The 17,297-nt window shown below is 70.7% G+C and carries 15 protein-coding genes and 1 riboswitch; of the genes, 7 read left to right on the top strand and 8 right to left on the bottom strand.

Features of this window, described 5'->3' with window-relative positions; genetic code table 11:
• Nucleotides 1–15 precede the first annotated feature (15 nt).
• The 5 genes from ptsP to MVG78_RS01015 are packed head-to-tail and all read right to left on the bottom strand — an operon-like array spanning nt 16 to nt 4,114.
• On the bottom strand, nt 16–1,893 hold the full coding sequence (ptsP, locus tag MVG78_RS01035) for a phosphoenolpyruvate--protein phosphotransferase (protein WP_247557457.1): 1,878 nt from the start codon (nt 1,891–1,893) through the stop codon (nt 16–18).
• A complete protein-coding gene (locus MVG78_RS01030) occupies nt 1,883–2,182 on the bottom strand; it encodes an HPr family phosphocarrier protein (RefSeq protein ID WP_027282707.1) in 300 nt (99 codons plus the stop codon). Before MVG78_RS01030 ends, ptsP begins: the two co-directional genes overlap by 11 nt.
• Nucleotides 2,179–2,673: a PTS sugar transporter subunit IIA gene (locus MVG78_RS01025; protein WP_247557455.1), complete on the bottom strand. Its 495-nt coding sequence runs from the start codon at nt 2,671–2,673 to the stop codon at nt 2,179–2,181. The genes MVG78_RS01030 and MVG78_RS01025 overlap by 4 nt, the downstream gene beginning before the upstream one ends.
• Complete coding sequence (gene rapZ, locus MVG78_RS01020; RefSeq protein WP_247557453.1) at nt 2,670–3,602, bottom strand: RNase adapter RapZ; 933 nt, start codon at nt 3,600–3,602, stop codon at nt 2,670–2,672. Before rapZ ends, MVG78_RS01025 begins: the two co-directional genes overlap by 4 nt.
• Entirely contained in the window at nt 3,599–4,114 is a 516-nt protein-coding gene (locus MVG78_RS01015; protein ID WP_247557450.1) for an HPr kinase/phosphorylase, read from the bottom strand. Before MVG78_RS01015 ends, rapZ begins: the two co-directional genes overlap by 4 nt.
• A gap of 124 nt (nt 4,115–4,238) precedes the next feature.
• On the opposite strand from MVG78_RS01015, the gene MVG78_RS01010 reads away from it, so the two are divergent.
• From MVG78_RS01010 to MVG78_RS00995, 4 genes are all read left to right on the top strand, one after another.
• Nucleotides 4,239–4,835, top strand: coding sequence for a DedA family protein (locus tag MVG78_RS01010; RefSeq protein WP_247557448.1), 597 nt, complete (start codon nt 4,239–4,241; stop codon nt 4,833–4,835).
• Nucleotides 4,836–4,968: 133 nt separating this feature from the next.
• Nucleotides 4,969–7,065: a YjbH domain-containing protein gene (locus tag MVG78_RS01005; RefSeq protein ID WP_247557446.1), complete on the top strand. Its 2,097-nt coding sequence runs from the start codon at nt 4,969–4,971 to the stop codon at nt 7,063–7,065.
• Between the two features lie 417 nt (nt 7,066–7,482).
• Entirely contained in the window at nt 7,483–9,183 is a 1,701-nt protein-coding gene (ade, locus tag MVG78_RS01000; protein ID WP_247557444.1) for an adenine deaminase, read from the top strand.
• 265 nt (nt 9,184–9,448) lie between these two features.
• Nucleotides 9,449–10,699, top strand: coding sequence for a D-amino acid dehydrogenase (locus MVG78_RS00995; RefSeq protein WP_247557442.1), 1,251 nt, complete (start codon nt 9,449–9,451; stop codon nt 10,697–10,699).
• Nucleotides 10,700–10,723: 24 nt separating this feature from the next.
• Here the strand turns inward: MVG78_RS00995 and MVG78_RS00990 are convergent, their stop codons facing one another.
• The 3 genes from MVG78_RS00990 to MVG78_RS00980 all read right to left on the bottom strand — a co-directional run bounded on the left by MVG78_RS00990 (nt 10,724) and on the right by MVG78_RS00980 (nt 12,640).
• Complete coding sequence (locus MVG78_RS00990; RefSeq protein WP_247557439.1) at nt 10,724–11,188, bottom strand: hypothetical protein; 465 nt, start codon at nt 11,186–11,188, stop codon at nt 10,724–10,726.
• 164 nt (nt 11,189–11,352) lie between these two features.
• Entirely contained in the window at nt 11,353–11,784 is a 432-nt protein-coding gene (gene crcB, locus MVG78_RS00985; RefSeq protein WP_247557436.1) for a fluoride efflux transporter CrcB, read from the bottom strand.
• 81 nt (nt 11,785–11,865) lie between these two features.
• Nucleotides 11,866–11,928, bottom strand: a riboswitch (Fluoride riboswitch).
• Between the two features lie 34 nt (nt 11,929–11,962).
• Nucleotides 11,963–12,640, bottom strand: a complete 678-nt coding sequence (locus MVG78_RS00980; protein WP_247557433.1) for a GntR family transcriptional regulator — start codon at nt 12,638–12,640, stop codon at nt 11,963–11,965.
• Between the two features lie 442 nt (nt 12,641–13,082).
• On the opposite strand from MVG78_RS00980, the gene MVG78_RS00975 reads away from it, so the two are divergent.
• The 3 genes from MVG78_RS00975 (at nt 13,083) to ligD (ending at nt 17,194) form a co-directional block, all read left to right on the top strand.
• The gene (locus MVG78_RS00975) at nt 13,083–14,429 is read left to right on the top strand and encodes an LLM class flavin-dependent oxidoreductase (protein WP_247557430.1); all 1,347 of its coding nucleotides are present in this window, start codon (nt 13,083–13,085) and stop codon (nt 14,427–14,429) included.
• 232 nt (nt 14,430–14,661) lie between these two features.
• Nucleotides 14,662–15,495, top strand: a complete 834-nt coding sequence (locus MVG78_RS00970) for a VOC family protein (RefSeq protein ID WP_247557427.1) — start codon at nt 14,662–14,664, stop codon at nt 15,493–15,495.
• Between the two features lie 88 nt (nt 15,496–15,583).
• Nucleotides 15,584–17,194 carry a non-homologous end-joining DNA ligase gene (gene ligD, locus MVG78_RS00965; protein ID WP_247557424.1) on the top strand — a complete coding sequence of 537 codons (1,611 nt, stop codon included), beginning with the start codon at nt 15,584–15,586 and terminating at the stop codon, nt 17,192–17,194.
• The last annotated feature ends 103 nt before the right edge of the window (nt 17,195–17,297 follow it).

Genomic DNA, 17,297 nt, shown 5'->3' with positions numbered 1-17,297 from the left:
TGAAGCGGGGCTGCCCTAGCTTCGCCAGTCGGCGCCTTCCTCGAAATTCAGCACCAGCTCCTGGATCCGGCTCGGATCGGACTGCTCCATCACCCGGCGGGCGAAGCGGGCGCAGTCGTCGATGTTGAGGCTGCGCACCGCCTGCTTCACGCGTGGCACGGCCGAGGCATTCATCGAGAGGCTGCGCAGCCCCAGGCCCAGCAGCAGCGGCACGAGGCGCGGGTTGCCCGCCATCTCGCCGCAGACCGAGACCGGCATCCGCAGCCGCAGCGCCGCCTCGGTGGAGAACTGGATCAGCCGCAGCACCGCCGGGTGGAGCGGGTCGTAGAGGTGGGAGACCTCCGCCTCCGCCCGATCCACCGCCAGCGTGTACATGGCGAGGTCGTTGGTGCCGATGGCGAAGAAATCGGCCTCCAGCGCGATGGCGTCGGCGGCCAGGGCGGCGCCAGGCGTCTCGATCATCGCGCCCAGCGGCGGCAGCTTGTCCGGCAGCGCCACGCCGCCGCGGCGGCGCAGGCGTTTGGCCACGCGTTCGTAGATCTCGCGGGCCTGATGCACCTCCTGCGGCACCGTCACCATGGGCAGCAGCACCCGCACCGGGCCGAGCGCCGCCACGCGCAGGATGGCGGCGAACTGCACCTCCAGGAGTTCGGGACGGCGCAGCAGCATGCGGATGCCGCGCAGGCCCAGCGCCGGATTGGCGCCGCCCTGGGCGTAGTCGATGGTCTGGGCGAGGGCCTCCATGTCCTTCTCCCCGCCCCAGTCGAGGACGCGGATGGTCACGCCATCGCCCGCGATGCTTTCGACGATCTGGCGATAGACCTCGAAATGCGCCTCCTCGTCAGGGGGGACATCGCGGTTCATGAAGAGGAACTCGGTGCGCAGCAGGCCGATGCCATGCGCGCCCGCGCCGGCGATCAGCGGCAACTCGGCCGGGATCTCCATATTGGCCTGGAGGTCCACCTCCTCGCCATCCGTGGTGACGGAGGGCAGGCGGCGCAGCTTGTTCAGCCGGGTGCGCTCGCGCGCATAGCCGGCCAGGGCCTCGCGCCCCAGGGCGAGGGATTTCTCGTTGGGGCGGATCACCACCATGCCGGTGCCACCATCCAGCACGCAGAGGTCGTCGCGCCGCGCCGCCTCCGTCAGCCCCTCGCAGCCCAGCACGGAGGGCACGCCCAGGGCGCGCAGCATGATGGCGGTGTGGCCGTCGGCGCCGCCTTCCTCGGTGGCCACGCCGGCGATGCGGGAGGGGTCGATCAGCGCCGCATCGGCGGGCGTCAGCTCCTGCGCCACCAGGATGGAACCGGCGGGCACGTCCTTGAAGGAGCGGAAGCCGGTCTGCGTCAGGTTGCGCGTCAGGCGGCGGGCGATCTCGCGCACCTCGCCGGCCCGGCGGCGCAGGCCGGGCTTGTCGTCGTCCTTCGCGGCCAGGATGGCGGCGGCGATGGCCTCCGCCTCGTCGGCCACCGCCGTTTCCGCGGAAAGCAGGCCAGTCTCGATGCGCTTGCGGGCGCCGCGCAGCAGGCGGGATTCGCCCAGCATCATCGCATAGGCGTCGAGCAGCGGCTCCAGCTCCTCCTGCGCCTCCTCCGGCAGGACGGAGAGGCGCTTCTTGAGCTTGCTGACCTGCTTGCGGGAGGTCGCCGCCGCCGTGGTGAGGCGGGCCTTCTCCTCCTCTAACTCGGCCGGCTGGATGGTGCGGCGGGGTGCCTCGGCCGGGGGCTCGGAGGTATCGTAGACCGGCCCGATCGCCACGCCCGGCGCGATCGGCAGGCCTTCCAGCGTGACCTCCCGCGTGCGGCGGCTGGCGCGCCTGGCCTCGGACCGGGCCTCCGCGGGCTTGGCCTCGGTGAGCTTGGCCTCGGTTCTGGCCTCGGCCTTCTCAGTCTTCATGGAAGCCGGCCTCGATCAGGCCGGCGACCCCGTCCAGGGCCTCGCGGGCATCCCAGCCCTCGGCCTCGACCGTGATCGTGCTTCCCTTGCCGGCCCCCAGCATCATCAGGCCCATGATGGAACAGGCCGGGACGCTCTGGCCGTCATGGACGATGTTCAGGCAGGCGGAGTAGCGCTCCGCCAGCGTCACCAGCTTCGCGGCCGCGCGGGCATGCAGGCCGCGCGTGTTGACCACGGTGACCTTGCGCCGCAGGACCGGCGTGCCGGGCTGGACGGTTTCGGTGCTCATCGGCTTCCTCCCTGCGCGGCCTGGGATATCCCCTGGGATATCCCCTGGGGTATCCCTTGGGCCGCCCCTTCCTCGCTCTTGGCGGCGTAAGGCAGGGTACCGCGCAACTCGGCCACCGTGCCGAGATACTTGCGCGCGGCCATGACCGCATGCTGCACCGCCTGGTGCATCGGCTCCACGCCCCGCAGCTTGGCGAGCTTGACCAGCAGCGGCAGGTTGACGCCGGCCACCACCTCCACATCGCCTTCCTCCAGCATCGAGGTGGCGAGGTTGGCGGGGGTGCCGCCGTACATGTCGGTCAGCACCACGATGCCGTCGCCCTGCCGCACCTCGGCCACGCGGGCGCGCAACTCCTCGCGGCGGTTCTCGGCATTGTCGTCCGGCCCGATGCACAGGCAGGCGACGTTCTTCTGCGGGCCCATGACATGTTCCATGGCGAGGCGGAGTTCCTCGGCCAGGCGTCCATGGGTGACCAGTACCATTCCGATCATGGTGAGAGCACTCGGGCCTCCGGCCCAGGCGAAGGCGCGGCGGGCTCGACCGTCAGGCGCAGTTCGCGATGCGAGAGATCGACCCGCCATCCCTGGCGGGCCAGATGGGTCGCCAGCCGCTCGGCGGTCAGCACCGACCGGTGCTTGCCGCCCGTGCAGCCGAGCGCGATGGAGAGGTACTTCTTGCCCTCGGCCTGATAGCGCGGCAGCAGCGGGTCCAGCAGCCCGGTCAGATGGGCCCAGAACGGGGCAAAATCCGGGTCGGCCTCGATGAAGGCCGCCACGGGGGCGTCTCTCCCTGTCATGGGACGCAATATGGGGTCGTAATGCGGGTTGCGCAGGAAGCGCAGATCGAAAACCAGATCCGCGTCCCGCGGAAGGCCCTTGGGGAAACCGAAGGACTTCACCGAGACCGACATGCCCGGCGCCCGGTCGGGCCGGAAGCGGGCCTCCACCATCCGGCGGAGATCGGGCAGGGGCAGGCCGGTGGTGTCCACCACCCAGTCCGCCGCGTCGCGCAGGGGGGCCAGCAGCTCCGCCTCGCGCGCGATGCCCTCGGCGGCGCTGCCCTCGGGGGCCAGGGGATGGCGCCGCCGCGTCTCGGAATAGCGGTGCATCAGCGTGTCGGCATCGGCGGCGGCGAAGACGATCTGCAGGTCCATATCCGGCCGGAGGCGCAGGGCCTGCAGGCCGGCGGCGAGAATATGGGCGTCGAAGCCCCGGCTGCGCGTGTCCACGCCGACCGCCAGGGGAGGGCTGTCAGGGGAGCCGCCGGAATCCTCCCCGCCATCGGTGAGCAGGCTGCCCAGCACCGAGAGGGGAGGGTTGTCCACGGTTTCGTGACCCAGATCCTCCAGCACGCGGAGGATGGAGGCCTTGCCGGCTCCGGAAAGGCCGGTGACGATGACGACCGGACGCAGGGCGCTCATGCGGCCCCGGGAGACGGCGGGGGGGCGAAGGCCCCGGCATGGCAGGACAGCAGGCCCCGGGCGGCGAGCAGGCCGAGTTCCACCTTGCGGGGCGCCGAGGCGTCGAAGGGGTGCAGCGCCACCAGGGGCACCGCGCCGCCGGGCGGGATCGCCGGGCCGGCGGCCTGCCCCCAGAGCTGCGGGAGCGGCAACCGGGGCACCCGCTGGCGCGGGACGCAGGCCACCGCGAGGCCGACCGTCACCTGATCCAATGTTTCGAAGCCTTCCAGAACACCCAGCCCACGAACCTCCAGCATGCCCTTCAGGGCGGGCGGTGCCTGGGCGAGCAGGGCACCGTCATGGTAACGCAACAGAATCTGGTCGTCGGCGACCAGTTTCCATCCCCTCCGATCCAGGAGCCGCAGGAGAAGGTCCGACTTCCCGGCCCCGGACGGGCCGAGCAGGAGGACCCCCATGCCCCGATAGGCGGCGCAGCCGCCGTGCTGGAGCCGCCACTCCCCGTTCTCGTCCATCTGGAAGCCGATCATGACGAAAAGGACAAGCGGGGAAAAGGGCCTCGCGTCCGGGAAGGAAAGGCCAGGGGGCCGCCGGGCGCCGCTTGCCGGCCGGGATGGCGCGCCCTAAAGCCCACCTGGAATGGATGCGCTGATCAGCGGCTTCGAGGCCTGGATCCGGGAGAACGAGGCCTGGGCGCCCTGGGCCGCGATGCTGCTGGCCTTTTCCGAATCGTTGCCGGTGATCAGCCTCCTGGTGCCCTCGACGGCCCTGCTGCTGGGGATGGGCCTGCTGATCGGCAATGGCACGCTGCCCGCCTGGCCGGTCCTGCTGGGCATCGTGGTGGGCGGCGTGGCGGGCGATGCCGTGGGCTTCTGGGTCTTCCGCTGGCAGGGGCGGCGCCTGCTGCGGCGCTGGTTGCCGCGCGGCCAGTGGCGGACCTATGCCAAGGCGGTGCTGTTCTTCCGCCGCTGGGGCTGGATGGCGGTCTTCCTCAGCCGCTTCGTCGGCCCGGCCCGCGCCTTCGCCCCGGCCATCGCCGGCCTGTCGGGCATGCGGCAAAGCCATTTCCAGATCGCCAACCTGTGCTCTGCCATCGTCTGGGCACCGCTGCTGGTGATGCCGGGTTATCTGCTGGACATCCTGGGCGGAATCCTTCTGCGCCCGGGTGCCTGGATGATCCTGCTGCTGATCGCCCTGCCGGTGATCGGGGGCTGGAGCCTGTTGCGGCGGCGCTGACGCCAGGCGTCATGGCCGGTTCGCTTCTGTGCTGAAATGGTATCGTGCGGGAAAATTCCCGCATGAGGTGTCGGGGCGGTATTGAACTCTTTTATGGCGTGTGTGCGTCATCGCGGAGCCCGAAGCCTGCTCCGTGTCCCGTCTTCTCGTCCTTCTCCTCCTTCTGCTCTCCAGTGCTGCCATCGCTGAGGAATTGCCCGCCACCGGCGGGGATTTCGGCGGGATGGGGCTGCTGGAAACACGCAATGCGCGCTTCCGGGAGGATGGGGTCCTGGAAGCCGGGGCATCGCTGCGCACCGACCGGCGCTTCTGGTTCCTGAACTTCCAGGCACTGCCCTTCCTGGAAACCACCTTCCGCCTGAGCGAGAGGCTGAACGGCACGACGGGGCAGGGCACCACCACGGACCGTTCCTTCGACCTGAAGCTGCGGCTGGTGGAGGAAAGCGCCTGGCTGCCGGCCGTGGCGGTCGGGCTGCAGGACCTGATCGGCACGGGGATCTATGGCGGCGAGTATCTTGTCGCTTCCAAGCGCTGGTACGGCTGGGACTTCAGCCTGGGTCTCGGCTGGGGGCGGCTGGGTTCCGCCGGCGGGCTGCGCAACCCCCTCCGGCGGATCTCCGGCCGCTTCGATGAGCGGGAGCGCGATGTCGGACGCGGCGGCACGCTGCGCACGGATTTCTTTCAGGGCGCGGATGTCGCGCCGTTCGGCGGTGTCGAATACAGCCTGCCGCCTCTGCCCACGCCCTGGGGCGCGGTGGAGGGGCTGCGGGCCAAGCTGGAATGGTCGGGCGACGAGTTGCGTGACGAGCGCGGCGGCTATCCTGGCCGGACCACCGGGCTGCGGGGCCGGGCCCGGTCGCAACTGAATGCCGGCCTGCAATGGTCCAACGAATGGCTGGATGCGGGGCTGGCCTTCGTGAACGGGACCGATCTGCTGGCGCGGCTTTCCCTGCGCCTGGACCCGAACCGGATGCCGGACATTCCGCTCCCCGCGCCGCCGCCGGTGCCGGCCCGGGCCGCGCAGGCCGAAGGGGAAGGGGCGCTGGCGCCGCGGGTCTTCGCGGCCCTGGCTGCCGCGGGTTTCCAGCCCAGGGCCTTCGCGCTGGAGGGCGGAGAGGCGCGGATCGCCGTGTCGGGCGGGCGCTTCCGCACCCTGCCGCAGGTGCTGGCGCGGATCGTCCGGGCCACCGAGGGGCTGCTCCCGCCGGAAGTGCAGGTGCTGCGCCTGTCCTGGTGGCTGGGCGGGGCGGAGGTCGCCCGGGCGCTGGCGCCGCGCGACATCCTGGCCGACGCGGCGCGCGGCCGCGTCAGTCCGGAGGAAGCCTTTGCCGCCGTGACCCTTCTGCCCGCGGCCGGTGACTCCTGGCCTGGCGAGAGCCGCGCCCCGCCGCAACGGCTCTCCTATGGGCTGGAGCCGAGGCTGGGGCTGATCCTGGGCGATCCCACCCGCAGCCTGCGCTGGCAGGCGGCCATCGCCGGAACGGCGCGGCTGGATCTGGGGGCCGGCTTCGCCCTGGCCGGATCGGTGCAGCAGAGGCTGCTGGGCAATATCGGCGGCGGCCTGCCCTCCGACAGCCGGCTGCCGCATGTGCGGAGCGACTATGCCCGTTATGCCAGGGAGGGGGAGACTTCCATCCCGGCGCTCTATGCCGAGCGGATCTGGAACCTCGCCCCCGATGTCTTCGCGCGGGCCACGGCCGGTTGGCTGGAGCCGATGTTCGGCGGCGTTTCGGGCGAGGTGCTGTACCGCCCGCATGAGCGGTCCTGGGCGGTGGGGCTGGACCTGAACTGGGTGCGGCAGCGCGACCATGACGGGATGCTGGGCTTCCGGAACTACAGCGCCGTGACCGGCCAGGCTTCGTTCTATGCCGACCTGCCGGTCTGGAACCTCTACGGCGTGCTGCGGGCCGGGCGCTACCTGGCCGGGGACTGGGGCGGCACGGTCGAGCTGGGCCGGCGCTTCGCCAACGGCATCGAGGTCGGCGGCTTCGCCACCTTCACCAACGTCTCCTTCGAGAAGTTCGGCGAGGGTTCCTTCGACAAGGGTATCTATCTCCGCATCCCACTCGACCTCTTCGGGGCGCAGACCCGCAGCACCGCCCAGGCGCTGATCCGCCCGGTGCAGCGCGACGGTGGGCAGCGGCTGATGGTGGACAACCCCCTTTGGGGGCTGACGCGCGACGGACGGGACGAGGCGTTCGAACGGAGCATCACCGGCTTCGCACGATGAGCGACGAAGGCCGCGCATCACGTCTGGCGTGGCGATGTCCCGGGGGATAGGGTTCTACCTTCTCCCCCGGACCCCTATCCGCCAGGACCCCGCGGGCTCCGGACCCGGTTCGCTGGTGCTCGCTGACACCGGCGACGGCCGGCGCCACCAACGCGGGCAAGGTGTTCTTCTTTCCGGGAGCCCCGCTTTCCGGGAGCCCCGCCGGCCCACCCGCTCCCAGGGATCAGACGTCAGACCAGCCTTTCCACCCGAACCCATGAAAGCCCGGGGTCCGGCTCCGGTTCCCGGCGGAGAGGGTGTGGGAGAGGCGGCGCTCCTCCCACGGGGGCGCCACCTTCAGGACCCAGGGGCAAAGCGCTTGCGGAAAGGCTTATGGTCCGGGAGCATCGGGGCACTCATGAAGAAGGGGCTGCGGTCATGCGGCGTGTGCTGGAGAGGCGGATCGACCAGGCCCTGGGGCGCGAGAAGGCCGATCTGGCGATCAGGGACGCCCGGATCCTCGATCTGGTGACGGGGACGGTCCGGCGCGGCGACATCGCCATCTGCGGCGAGCGGATCGTGGGAATGCGCGAGAGCTATGAAGGCGTGCGGGAGATCGATGCCGCCGGGCGCTTCGCCGTGCCGGGCTTCGTGGACAGCCATGTGCATTGCGAGAGCACGCTGGTCACGCCGGGGGAGTTCGACTGCTGCGTGCTGCCGCGCGGCACCACCACGGCGATCTGCGACCCGCACGAGATCTGCAACGTGCTGGGCGAGGAGGGGCTGCGCTACTTCCTCGATTCCTCGCTGGCCACGGTGATGGACCTGCGGGTGCAACTGTCCTCCTGCGTGCCGGCGACGGGGCTGGAGACGGCGGGGGCGCGGCTCGACGCGCCGGAGCTGGTGCGGTACCGCGACCATCCGCAGGTGATCGGCCTCGCGGAGTTCATGAACGTGCCCGGCGTGCTGAACAAGGACCCTGTCTGCCTCGACAAGCTGGCGGCCTTCGCTGACGGGCATATCGACGGCCATTCGCCGCTGCTCTCCGGCCGGGCGCTGAACGCCTATCTCTCCTGTGGCATCCGCAACTGCCACGAGACGACCAGCTACGAGGAAGGGCTGGAGAAGCTGTCCAAGGGCATGCAGGTGCTGATCCGCGAGGGCACCGTTTCCAAGGACGTGACCGCGCTGGCGCCGCTGATCGGGGAATTCACCTCGCCCTTCCTCGGCCTCTGCACCGACGACCGCAACCCGCTCGATATTTTCGAGCAGGGGCACATGGACTATCTCGTGCGCCGGGCCATCGCGCTCGGCGCGCCGGTGGCGGCGACCTATCGCGCGGCGAGCTGGTCGGCGGCGCGCGGCTTCGGGCTGCGCGACCGCGGGCTGATCGCGCCGGGCTACCTCGCCGACATCCTGTTGCTGGAGGAGCTGGAGAGCTGCGCCGTCAGCCTCGTGCTGCGCAAGGGCGTGCCGGTGACAGCGGAAAGCTTCGCGGGGCGCGCCCTGCCGGCACCGCCGGGCGGCAATTCCGTGCGCCTCGCCCCGGTCGGGCCGGAGGTGTTCCGTGTTCCGGAGAGCGCCGCCGCGCTGCCGGCGATCGGCATCATTCCCGGCAAGATCATCACCGCGCGGATCGACGATGCCGCGCCCCTGGTACGGGGCGGGCAGTGCGAGGCCGATCCGGCCAGCGACCTGTTGAAGGTCTGCGTGCTGGAGCGCCATGGGCGCAACGGCAATGTCGGACGCGGCTTCGTGCGCGGCTTCGGCCTGCGCGGCGGGGCGCTGGCTTCCTCGGTCGGGCATGACAGCCACAACATCTGCGTGTTGGGCGCCAGCGATGCCGACATGGCCGTGGCGGTGAACCGGCTGATCGCGCTGGGCGGCGGCTTCGTGGCGGTGCGCGACGGCGCTGTGCTGGCGGAACTCGCCCTGCCGCTGGCCGGGCTGATGAGCCTCGATCCCTTCGAGACGGTGCGCCACGCGCTGCACGGGCTGCGCGACACGGTGCAGGGGATGGGCTGCGCGCTGGAGGAACCCTTCCTGCAACTCGCTTTCCTGTCCCTGCCTGTGATCCCGCATCTGAAGATCACCGATCGCGGCCTGGTGGATGTGGACCGGTTCGCGCTGATCGGCTGAGAGCCCGTTTGAGAATGGGGCGGCGGAGGGCTGGCGAGGGATTTTTCGTGCCGGGCAGGAAGGTCCGCCGCCCCGATGCGGGGCATCGGGGCAAGGGCCTGACGCCCCCGGCGCGGAAAAGACCCGCCAGACCGACCCGCGGCCATTCTCAATCGGGCTCTGAGGCGCGGATTCCAGCCGGGACGGGAATGGTGGCCCGCCATGGCTGGACAGGCGGCATCCGCTGGCGCGAAACAGGGGCGGCTGGATCGGGGAGCTTCGCGACATGCGCGTCACCGTGCTGGGGGCCGGGGTCATCGGCGTCGCCACCGCCTATTGGCTGCTGGAGGCCGGGCACGAGGTCACGGTGGTGGAGCGCCGCGAGGCGGCGGGGGTGGAGACGAGCTGGGGCAACGGCGCCATCATCCATGTCAGCTCCGTCCAGCCCTGGGCCGCGCCCGGCGTGCCGATGAAGGTGCTGCGCTGGCTGGGGCAGGAGGATGCGCCGATGCTGCTGCGCCCCTCCGCCCTGCCGCGCATGTGGCGCTGGGGGCTGGGCTTCATGATGGCGGCCCGCCCGGCGCGCTATCGGGACACCTGCGTCGCCAATCTGGAACTGGCGCTGCAGAGCGCGCGCTGCATGGCGGAGATCCGGGCCCGCACCGGCGTGGCCTATGACTATGCCGGGCATTGCGTCGTGAAGACCTTCGCCGATGCCGCGACGCTGGAGGAGGCGGCGCGGGCGCATGAGGCACTGGCGCCCTTCGGGCTGGAAACGGAGCGGCTGGACCGCGCCGCCTGCGTGGCGCGGGAGCCGGCCCTGGGCCCGGTGGCGGAGCGTATCGCCGGCGGCCTGTACTTCCCGCAGGACGAGATCGGCGACTGCAACAAGTTCAGCCAGGGGCTGGCCGCCTGGTGCGCGGCGCGCGGCGCCCGCTTCCACTACGGCACCACGGCGGAGGATCTGGTGCTGCGCGAGGGGCGCGTGGCGGCGGTGCGGACCCGTGCCGGTGGGGACAGGGGTGAGATCGCGAGCGACGCGGTGGTGGTGGCGCTGGCCAGCCAGAGCCCGATCTTCCTGCGCCGCCATGGGATCGCCCTGCCGGTCTATCCGGTGAAGGGCCTCTCGGTCACCGTGCCGCGCCGGGTCTGGCCGGAGGGGCCGCGCAACGCCATCCTCGACGACATGCGGAAATTCGCCCTGACGCCGCTGGGCGACCGCTACCGCATCGTCGGCTCGGCCGAGGTCGCCGATTACGACACGACGCCGTCCCCGCAGCGGATCGGGGCGCTGATGCGCAGCGTGGCGGAACTCTTCCCGGCGATGGCGGGTGCGGAGAGGGCGGAGGGCGCGGTGCAATGGGCCGGGCTGCGGCCGATGGTGCCGGATGGGCGGCCCCGCATCGGCCCGACGCGCATCCCCGGCCTGTTCCTGAACACCGGCCATGGCCATACCGGCTGGACCATGGCGGCCGGTTCCGGCCGGCGCCTGGCGGCCCTGATCGAGCGGCCGGAGCAGGTACCCGCTGCGGCGTAAGGGAAGGGACGGGAGCACCGCGCCCTACGGGGCGCCGCTGTCCCCGCTGTCGCCCCAGCCTGTCGCGGCGCGTTCGGACAGGTTCACATAGGTGTCCTCGTGGCGATCGACATGGACCACCAGGCCCATGGCCCGGGCCGCGAGGATGAACATCCCTTCCCCCACATAGCAGTCGCCCGCCGGGTCCATGGCCTTGTGGAAGCGCTCCGCGACATGCTTCCAGCCATAGGTGGAGCGCCTGGGGTTGACGATGCGGCTGGGGGGCGCCTGCTCGATGAAGCGGGCGGCCCGGAGGAGCTGGGCGACGCAGCGGGAGGAGGTCATCTCGGCGCGGCGGGCGGCGTGCCGGGCGGTGGCGTCGCGGTCGATCACCCGGTCGATCGGACGGATGATGCCCTTCCAGCTCAGGAAGGGATCGGCCTCCCGCCCTTCGGCGATGACGGCCAGGGGATCGGCCTCGAGATCGGTCAGGGTCCGCGGACAGGCCACGGCGCGGCCTGTTTCCTGCCCTCTGTCCTCTTTCGGGGCGGCCGATGGCCTTTGCCGGGTGAGCTCTTCCATCCGGGGAACCTCTCAGGGTTCCACTGGGCCGCGACGGGGGCCGAGGTCAAGCGGCGGCATGCCCCACGCGATGGCGCATGGGGCTTCCACCCTCACGCATCCTCCTCGAGGGCGATCTGGGCGATCTGCCGGGCGCCACCGTTGAAATGGGCGGCCATGGCATGGCCCAGGGCCACCGCCCCGAGGCAGAGCAGCAGGGAGGCGCCGATGTTGATGGAGGCCCGCAGCACGGCGCCGCTCCTCAACAGGTCCAGCGTCTGGAGGCTGAAGGAGGAGAAGGTGGTGTAGCCACCGCAGAGCCCGATCATCACGAAGAGGCGGATGTTCTCCGACAACGGGTAGCGGCCATGGGCCAGGGTCAGCGTGCCGAAGAAGCCGATGACGAAGGAGCCGGTGAGGTTGATGATGATGGTGCCCCAGGGCAGGTCCCGGCTGATGGGCAGCGCCAGCACGGAAACGACATAGCGCGCCAGGGTGCCGAGGGCACCGCCGATCATGACCAGCAGGCAGGTGGTGAACGACATGCTCGCTCCTTTTGTCGGGGCGAGCATGAAAAAACCCGCCCATCGGCAGGTGATCCGGACGCACCCCTACCGCTTTTCGTGTTCGCGGTAGGAGCCATCAGCCCGTCCGGGAGGTTTCGGGGGAGCTCCATCCCCATCGGGGGCAGACATAGGTCCAGGGCGCGCCGAAGGCAACGGCTCAGGAAGCCCCTGGCTCAGGAGGGGCTTGCCGGGAGCGGAGCATGACGACGCTCCGGATGTGATAGCGCATCTCCGCCTGGGCGATGCCCGTCTCCCGCCGCCGCATGGCATCGAGGATCCGGCGATGCTCGGCGACCACCTGCCCGGCCCAGTGGGGGCGGCTGCCCTCCATCGCGCGCACCAGCGTCGCCTTGTCGTGGAGCATCTCCAACTGCCGCAACAGCGCGGCATTGCCCGCGCCCTGGCCGATGCGGAGGTGGAAGGCCCCGTCCAGGGCATGGAAGGCATCGAGATCCCCCGCGGCGAAGGCCGCCTCCTGTTCGGCGATCAGCCTTTCCAGCACCGCGGTGCAGCCGGGCTCGCGTTCCACCGCCAGGCCGACCGCCATGCATTCCAGGGCCTCGCGCAGTTCGCAGACATCGCGGATCTCGGCCTCCGTCATGCGGATGACGCGATAGAACCGGCCGAAGCGTTCCACCAGCCCGTCATGCAACAGGCCCTGCAATGCCTCCCGCACCGGCGTGCGGCTGACGCCGAAGCGCTGCCCCAGCGCCACCTCCTGCAACTGTGTGCCGGGGGCGAGGCGCAGGGAGACGATCTCCGCCTTCATGGCGGCGTAGAGATCGGAGCTGCGAGCCGTACTGCTGTCGGCGGGGAGGGTGGCCATCTCGTCCATGCCCGCATCTCCTCGGTTGGTATCAGGGTTGGGTATGCCGAAATCCGTACCTTTGTCGAGAGAAGCAGCGATGCCCCCGAAATTTCCAGGAACTCTTACGGCCAAGATGGATTTTGCAAAGCAAGAACAATGATATTGTATACCGAATGGCAGAATCTTTCGCGATCTATCGCCGGGAACGGGCATCGTGGCCAGGACCCTGCCTGACGCCGGGCTTTCCCGGCGCACGGTCGCGCCGGGTCATCATGAGCCGGTGGCGGCCGCCTCCTGCGGCATCTGGCGCGCTGCCTGTGGCGCCGGATCGCGGTGATGCATTTCGGCAGGCTGCGGGAGACCGGGCCGGCCGGGCAGGTCTTCACCCGCCCACGCCACGGCGATACACGCGCGCTGATCGGCACCCGCACGGCGTGCCGGAACGCGGCGCCGCCCGAGGAGATCCGCCATGCCCGCCCGCAAGATGATCAGCCTGGGCCTGTCGATGCGCTATCTGGGCTATCACGCCGCGGCCTGGCGCCATCCGCAGGTCGATCCGGGCGGGGCCTCGGACTTCGCCCACTTCCTGAACGTCGCGCGGCTCGCCGAGGCCGCGAAGTTCGACATGGTGTTCCTGGCCGATGGCATCGGCATCCGCGCGAAGGACGAGCCTCCGGGCTCGCTCTGCCGCTCCGCCCAGACGGCGGAGCTGGAGCCGCTGACGCTGCTCTCCGCCCTGGCGCCGATGACCACGCGGATCGGCCTCGTCGCCACGGCCTCCACCACCTACAACGAACCGTATCACATCGCCCGCAAATACGCCTCGCTGGACCGGATCAGCGGCGGCCGCGCGGGCTGGAACATCGTCACTTCCTGGTCGGATGCGGAGGCGCAGAACTTCAACCGCGACCAGCATCTCGACTACAACACCCGCTACGAGCGCGCCGCCGAGTTCGTCGAGGTGGTGAAGGGGCTCTGGGATTCCTGGGATGCCGATGCGCTGGTCCGCGACAAGGAAAGCGGCATCTTCTTCGACGCGGCGAAGCTGCATGTGCTGAACCACCAGGGCAGGCACTTCAAGGTGAAGGGGCCGCTCAGCGTGGCGCGCAGCCCGCAGGCGCGCCCGGTCCTGGTGCAGGCCGGCGCTTCCGAAGCCGGCATGGAGATCGGAGCGGAGAGCGCCGAGGTCATCTATGCCGTGCCGCACGAGATCGACACCGGCCGCAGCTATTACCGCGACCTCAAGGAACGCGCCGCGCGCAAGGGGCGGGACCCGGAGGGGATGAAGATCCTGCCCGGCATCACCCCCTTCATCGGGGGGACGGAGGCCGAGGCGCGCGAGAAATACGACCTGCTGAACGCGCTGGTCGCGCCGGAACTGGGGCTGTCCTACCTCTATGGCCAGATGGGCGACCTTTCCGCCCATCCGCTGGACGGTCCCGTGCCGGAGCCGAACGACCCCAAGGTGCGCAGCATCGCGCAGAACCTGCTGAAGCTGGCGCGGCGCGACAACCTCACCATCCGCCAGCTCTACACCACCATCGCGGCGGGCTTCGGCTCGCGCATCCTGATCGGCACGGCGAGGCAGATCGCAGACGAGATGGAGGCCTGGGTGGAGGCCGAGGCGGCGGACGGCTTCAACATCTGCCCCGCCGCCCTGCCGGTGGGGCTGGAGGATTTCGCGGCGCAGGTGGTGCCGGAACTGCAGCGGCGCGGGATGTTCCGCACGGAATACGCCTCTCGCACCCTGCGGGGGAATCTGGGCGTGCCGGTGCCGGCGAGCCGCTATGGCGGGGCCGTCCTTCCGGAGCGCTGACCCAAAAAGCAGCCCGGTCGTTGCCGACCGGGCTGAGGGAGTTTCCGACGTCTGAATGCAGGAGGCATTCGATGGGATGCGGGGTAGTGCTGCCCGCGGGACAGGTTTAAGCACGGCCTGACGTTAAATGCAAGTGATTATCATTATCCGATTTTCGCGATATCGGGATGGACCGGCCCGGGGCAGGGGCGTCAGATAGGGGGCTGGAATCCGGCCTGATCCGAGGGGCGCCATGACCGATCTTTCTCCCGCCATCGACCATGTGGTCATCACCGTGGCCGACCGGCTCGACGAGGCGCGGGACCGGTATGCCCGCCTCGGCTTCGACATGACGGAGCGTGGCCATCACACGCTGGGGTCGAGCAACCATCTCGCCATCTTCGGCCAGGACTACCTGGAGCTCCTGGGCTACGAGCCGGGCCGGGCACCGCAGCAGGCCGGCCTGCACAGCGAGCCGCCAGGGCTGAGCGGGTTGGTCTTCAAGCCCGGCGCGCCCGATTTCGCCGAGCGGCTGCGGGCCCGTGGCGCCCCGGTCGGCGAGGCGCGGGAGTTCAGCCGGCCGGTGAGCCTGCCGGAGGGCGCGCGGGATGCCCGCTTCCGCACCGCCTATGTCACCGACCCGGCCTTGCAGAGCGGAAGGATCTTCTTCTGCTACCACTACACGCCCGAACTGGTCTGGCGCGACGAATGGCGCCGGCACCCGAATGGCGTGACCGGGGTGGCGGAATTCGTCTTTGCCTCCGAGGCTCCCGAGCGGATGGGCGGCCTGTTCCGCCGCCTCTTCGGACCGGAATCGGTGCGGGAAACGGAGGGCGGCCTCTGCCTGCCGGCCGGGCCGGCCTCGGTGCTCGTCCTGCATCCGGATGCCGCCGCGCGGCGCTTCGGTGAGATCCCTGCGCGGGAGGAAGGGCGGGACCGCATGGTGGCGCTGACCCTGCACACGGCTTCGCTGGAGGGCACGGCGTCGCTGCTCTCGGACCAGGGTATCCCCACCTCGCAGCACGGCACGCGGCTGGTGGTGCCGCCGGCCGAGGCGGCCGGCCTCGCCCTGGCCTTCACGGCGTGAGCGTCCCGCCCCGGGAATGACGGCGGAGCGGAAGCCCGCTCCGCCAGACGGCTGAACCCGGGCCGGGGATGGGCGTTTTCCCGTTGCCATGGCCGAACCCGCTCCGCTCGCCTCCTATCGCCGCAAGCGCGATTTCCGCCGAACGCCGGAACCCGCCGGTGCAGAGCCGCGCGCGCATGCGGGCGGCGGACTCTTCGTGGTGCAGAAGCATGACGCCACCCGGCTGCACTACGACTTCCGGCTGGAGATGGGCGGGGTCCTGAAATCCTGGGCGGTGACGCGTGGGCCGAGCCTCGATCCGGAGCAGAAGCGGCTGGCGGTGGAGGTGGAGGACCACCCCATCGAATATGGCGGCTTCGAGGGCCAGATCGGCTCCGGCTATGGCGCCGGAACGGTGATGCTGTGGGATCGCGGCCGCTGGGAGCCGCTTTCCGACGATCCGGAGGAGGAACTGGCCAAGGGCCGCCTGCATTTCCGCCTGCATGGGCAGAGGCTGAAAGGCGACTGGCACCTCGTGCTGATGCGGAGCCGTGGCACACGGCGGAACTGGCTGCTGATCAAGGACCGGGACGACGAGGCGCGGCCAGGTTCGGGCGATGCGCTGCTGGAGGATGCGACCACCTCGATCGTGTCCGGGCGCGACCTGGCGGGTATCGCCGGTGGTGCGCCGCCCAGGCCGGGGAAGACGCCGAAGCCCAGGCGTGAACCACTGGAGGATGCACCGCCGGAAGGCGGCAGAAGCCGGAAGCGGAGCGTGACGGCATCGCGCAGGACCGGCACCATGCCATCCCCGGAGGACGGGCGCGGCGGGGTGCGCTCGCCCCGGGTGGCCGGCGTGGTGCTGACGCATCCGGAGCGGATCTACTGGCCCGCTTCCGGCGATGAGGAGCCGGTCACCAAGCATGGCCTTGCCCTCTATCTGGAGAAGGTGGCGCCGCGTCTGTTGCCGGCCATCGCCGGGCGGCCATTGACCCTGGTGCGGGCCCCGGAAGGGATCGAAGGGGCGCGCTTCGTGCAGCGCCATGCCGCGCGGGGGCTCTCGCCGCTGGTCGGCACGGTGCGGCCGCGCGGCGAGGAAAGGCCGCTGATCCAGGTGGATTCGGTGGAATCCCTGATGGCCCTGGCCCAGTCCGGCGTGCTGGAGATCCATCCCTGGGGTGCCCGCAGCGTCCGTCTGGCGCAGCCGGACCGGATGGTGCTGGACCTTGATCCGGCCGAGGGCCTGCCCTTCGATGCGGTGGTCGCGGCGGCGCTGGCGCTGCGGGAACGGCTGCTGGCGCTGGATCTCGTGCCCTTCTGCAAGACCACGGGCGGCAAGGGCCTCCATGTGGTGGTGCCGCTGGCCGCGGGCGCGCGCTGGGACCGGCTGCACGCCGTGGCGGAGGCGATCTGCGAAGGGCTGGCACGGGCAGCACCGGAGCGTTTCACCACGCAATCCGCCCTGGCCGGGCGGAAAGGGCGGATCTTTCTGGATTTCCAGCGCAATGCGCGCGGGGCCTCGGCGGTGGCGCCCTGGTCGCCCCGCGCCAGGCCCGGCGCCCCGGTGGCGATGCCGCTGGGCTGGGAGGAGGTGAAGGAAGGTCTCGACCCCCGGCACTTCACCATCGCGACCGCCCCGGCCCGGCTGGAGGCGCCGGACCCCTGGGGCGGGATGGAGGCGGCGGTCCGGCCTCTGCCGCCACTGCAACGGCTGCGCTGATCCGCCGGGCGCTGCTTTCCGGGGGCAAGGCTCCGCCTTTCCCCCGGACCCCCTATCCGCCAGGACCCTGCGGGCCCTGGGCCCCATTCGTTGGCTCCTGCTG

The sequence above is a fragment of the Roseomonas gilardii subsp. gilardii genome (genome assembly GCF_023078375.1).
In the GTDB taxonomy this organism is placed as follows: domain Bacteria; phylum Pseudomonadota; class Alphaproteobacteria; order Acetobacterales; family Acetobacteraceae; genus Roseomonas; species Roseomonas gilardii.
Note: the sequence above shows the minus strand (reverse complement) of the source record. Positions and strands in the feature narration are given on the sequence as shown.

Coding starts and splice junctions, on each gene's coding strand:
- MVG78_RS01030 (WP_027282707.1), bottom strand. CDS start 2,182: ATGAGCACCGAAACCGTCCAGCCCGGCACGCCGGTCCTGCGGCGCAAG.
- MVG78_RS01010 (WP_247557448.1), top strand. CDS start 4,239: ATGGATGCGCTGATCAGCGGCTTCGAGGCCTGGATCCGGGAGAACGAG.
- MVG78_RS00995 (WP_247557442.1), top strand. CDS start 9,449: ATGCGCGTCACCGTGCTGGGGGCCGGGGTCATCGGCGTCGCCACCGCC.
- rapZ (WP_247557453.1), bottom strand. CDS start 3,602: ATGAGCGCCCTGCGTCCGGTCGTCATCGTCACCGGCCTTTCCGGAGCC.
- ligD (WP_247557424.1), top strand. CDS start 15,584: ATGGCCGAACCCGCTCCGCTCGCCTCCTATCGCCGCAAGCGCGATTTC.
- ade (WP_247557444.1), top strand. CDS start 7,483: ATGCGGCGTGTGCTGGAGAGGCGGATCGACCAGGCCCTGGGGCGCGAG.
- MVG78_RS01025 (WP_247557455.1), bottom strand. CDS start 2,673: ATGATCGGAATGGTACTGGTCACCCATGGACGCCTGGCCGAGGAACTC.
- MVG78_RS01015 (WP_247557450.1), bottom strand. CDS start 4,114: ATGGACGAGAACGGGGAGTGGCGGCTCCAGCACGGCGGCTGCGCCGCC.
- MVG78_RS00980 (WP_247557433.1), bottom strand. CDS start 12,640: ATGGACGAGATGGCCACCCTCCCCGCCGACAGCAGTACGGCTCGCAGC.
- MVG78_RS00975 (WP_247557430.1), top strand. CDS start 13,083: ATGCCCGCCCGCAAGATGATCAGCCTGGGCCTGTCGATGCGCTATCTG.
- MVG78_RS00970 (WP_247557427.1), top strand. CDS start 14,662: ATGACCGATCTTTCTCCCGCCATCGACCATGTGGTCATCACCGTGGCC.
- crcB (WP_247557436.1), bottom strand. CDS start 11,784: ATGTCGTTCACCACCTGCCTGCTGGTCATGATCGGCGGTGCCCTCGGC.
- ptsP (WP_247557457.1), bottom strand. CDS start 1,893: ATGAAGACTGAGAAGGCCGAGGCCAGAACCGAGGCCAAGCTCACCGAG.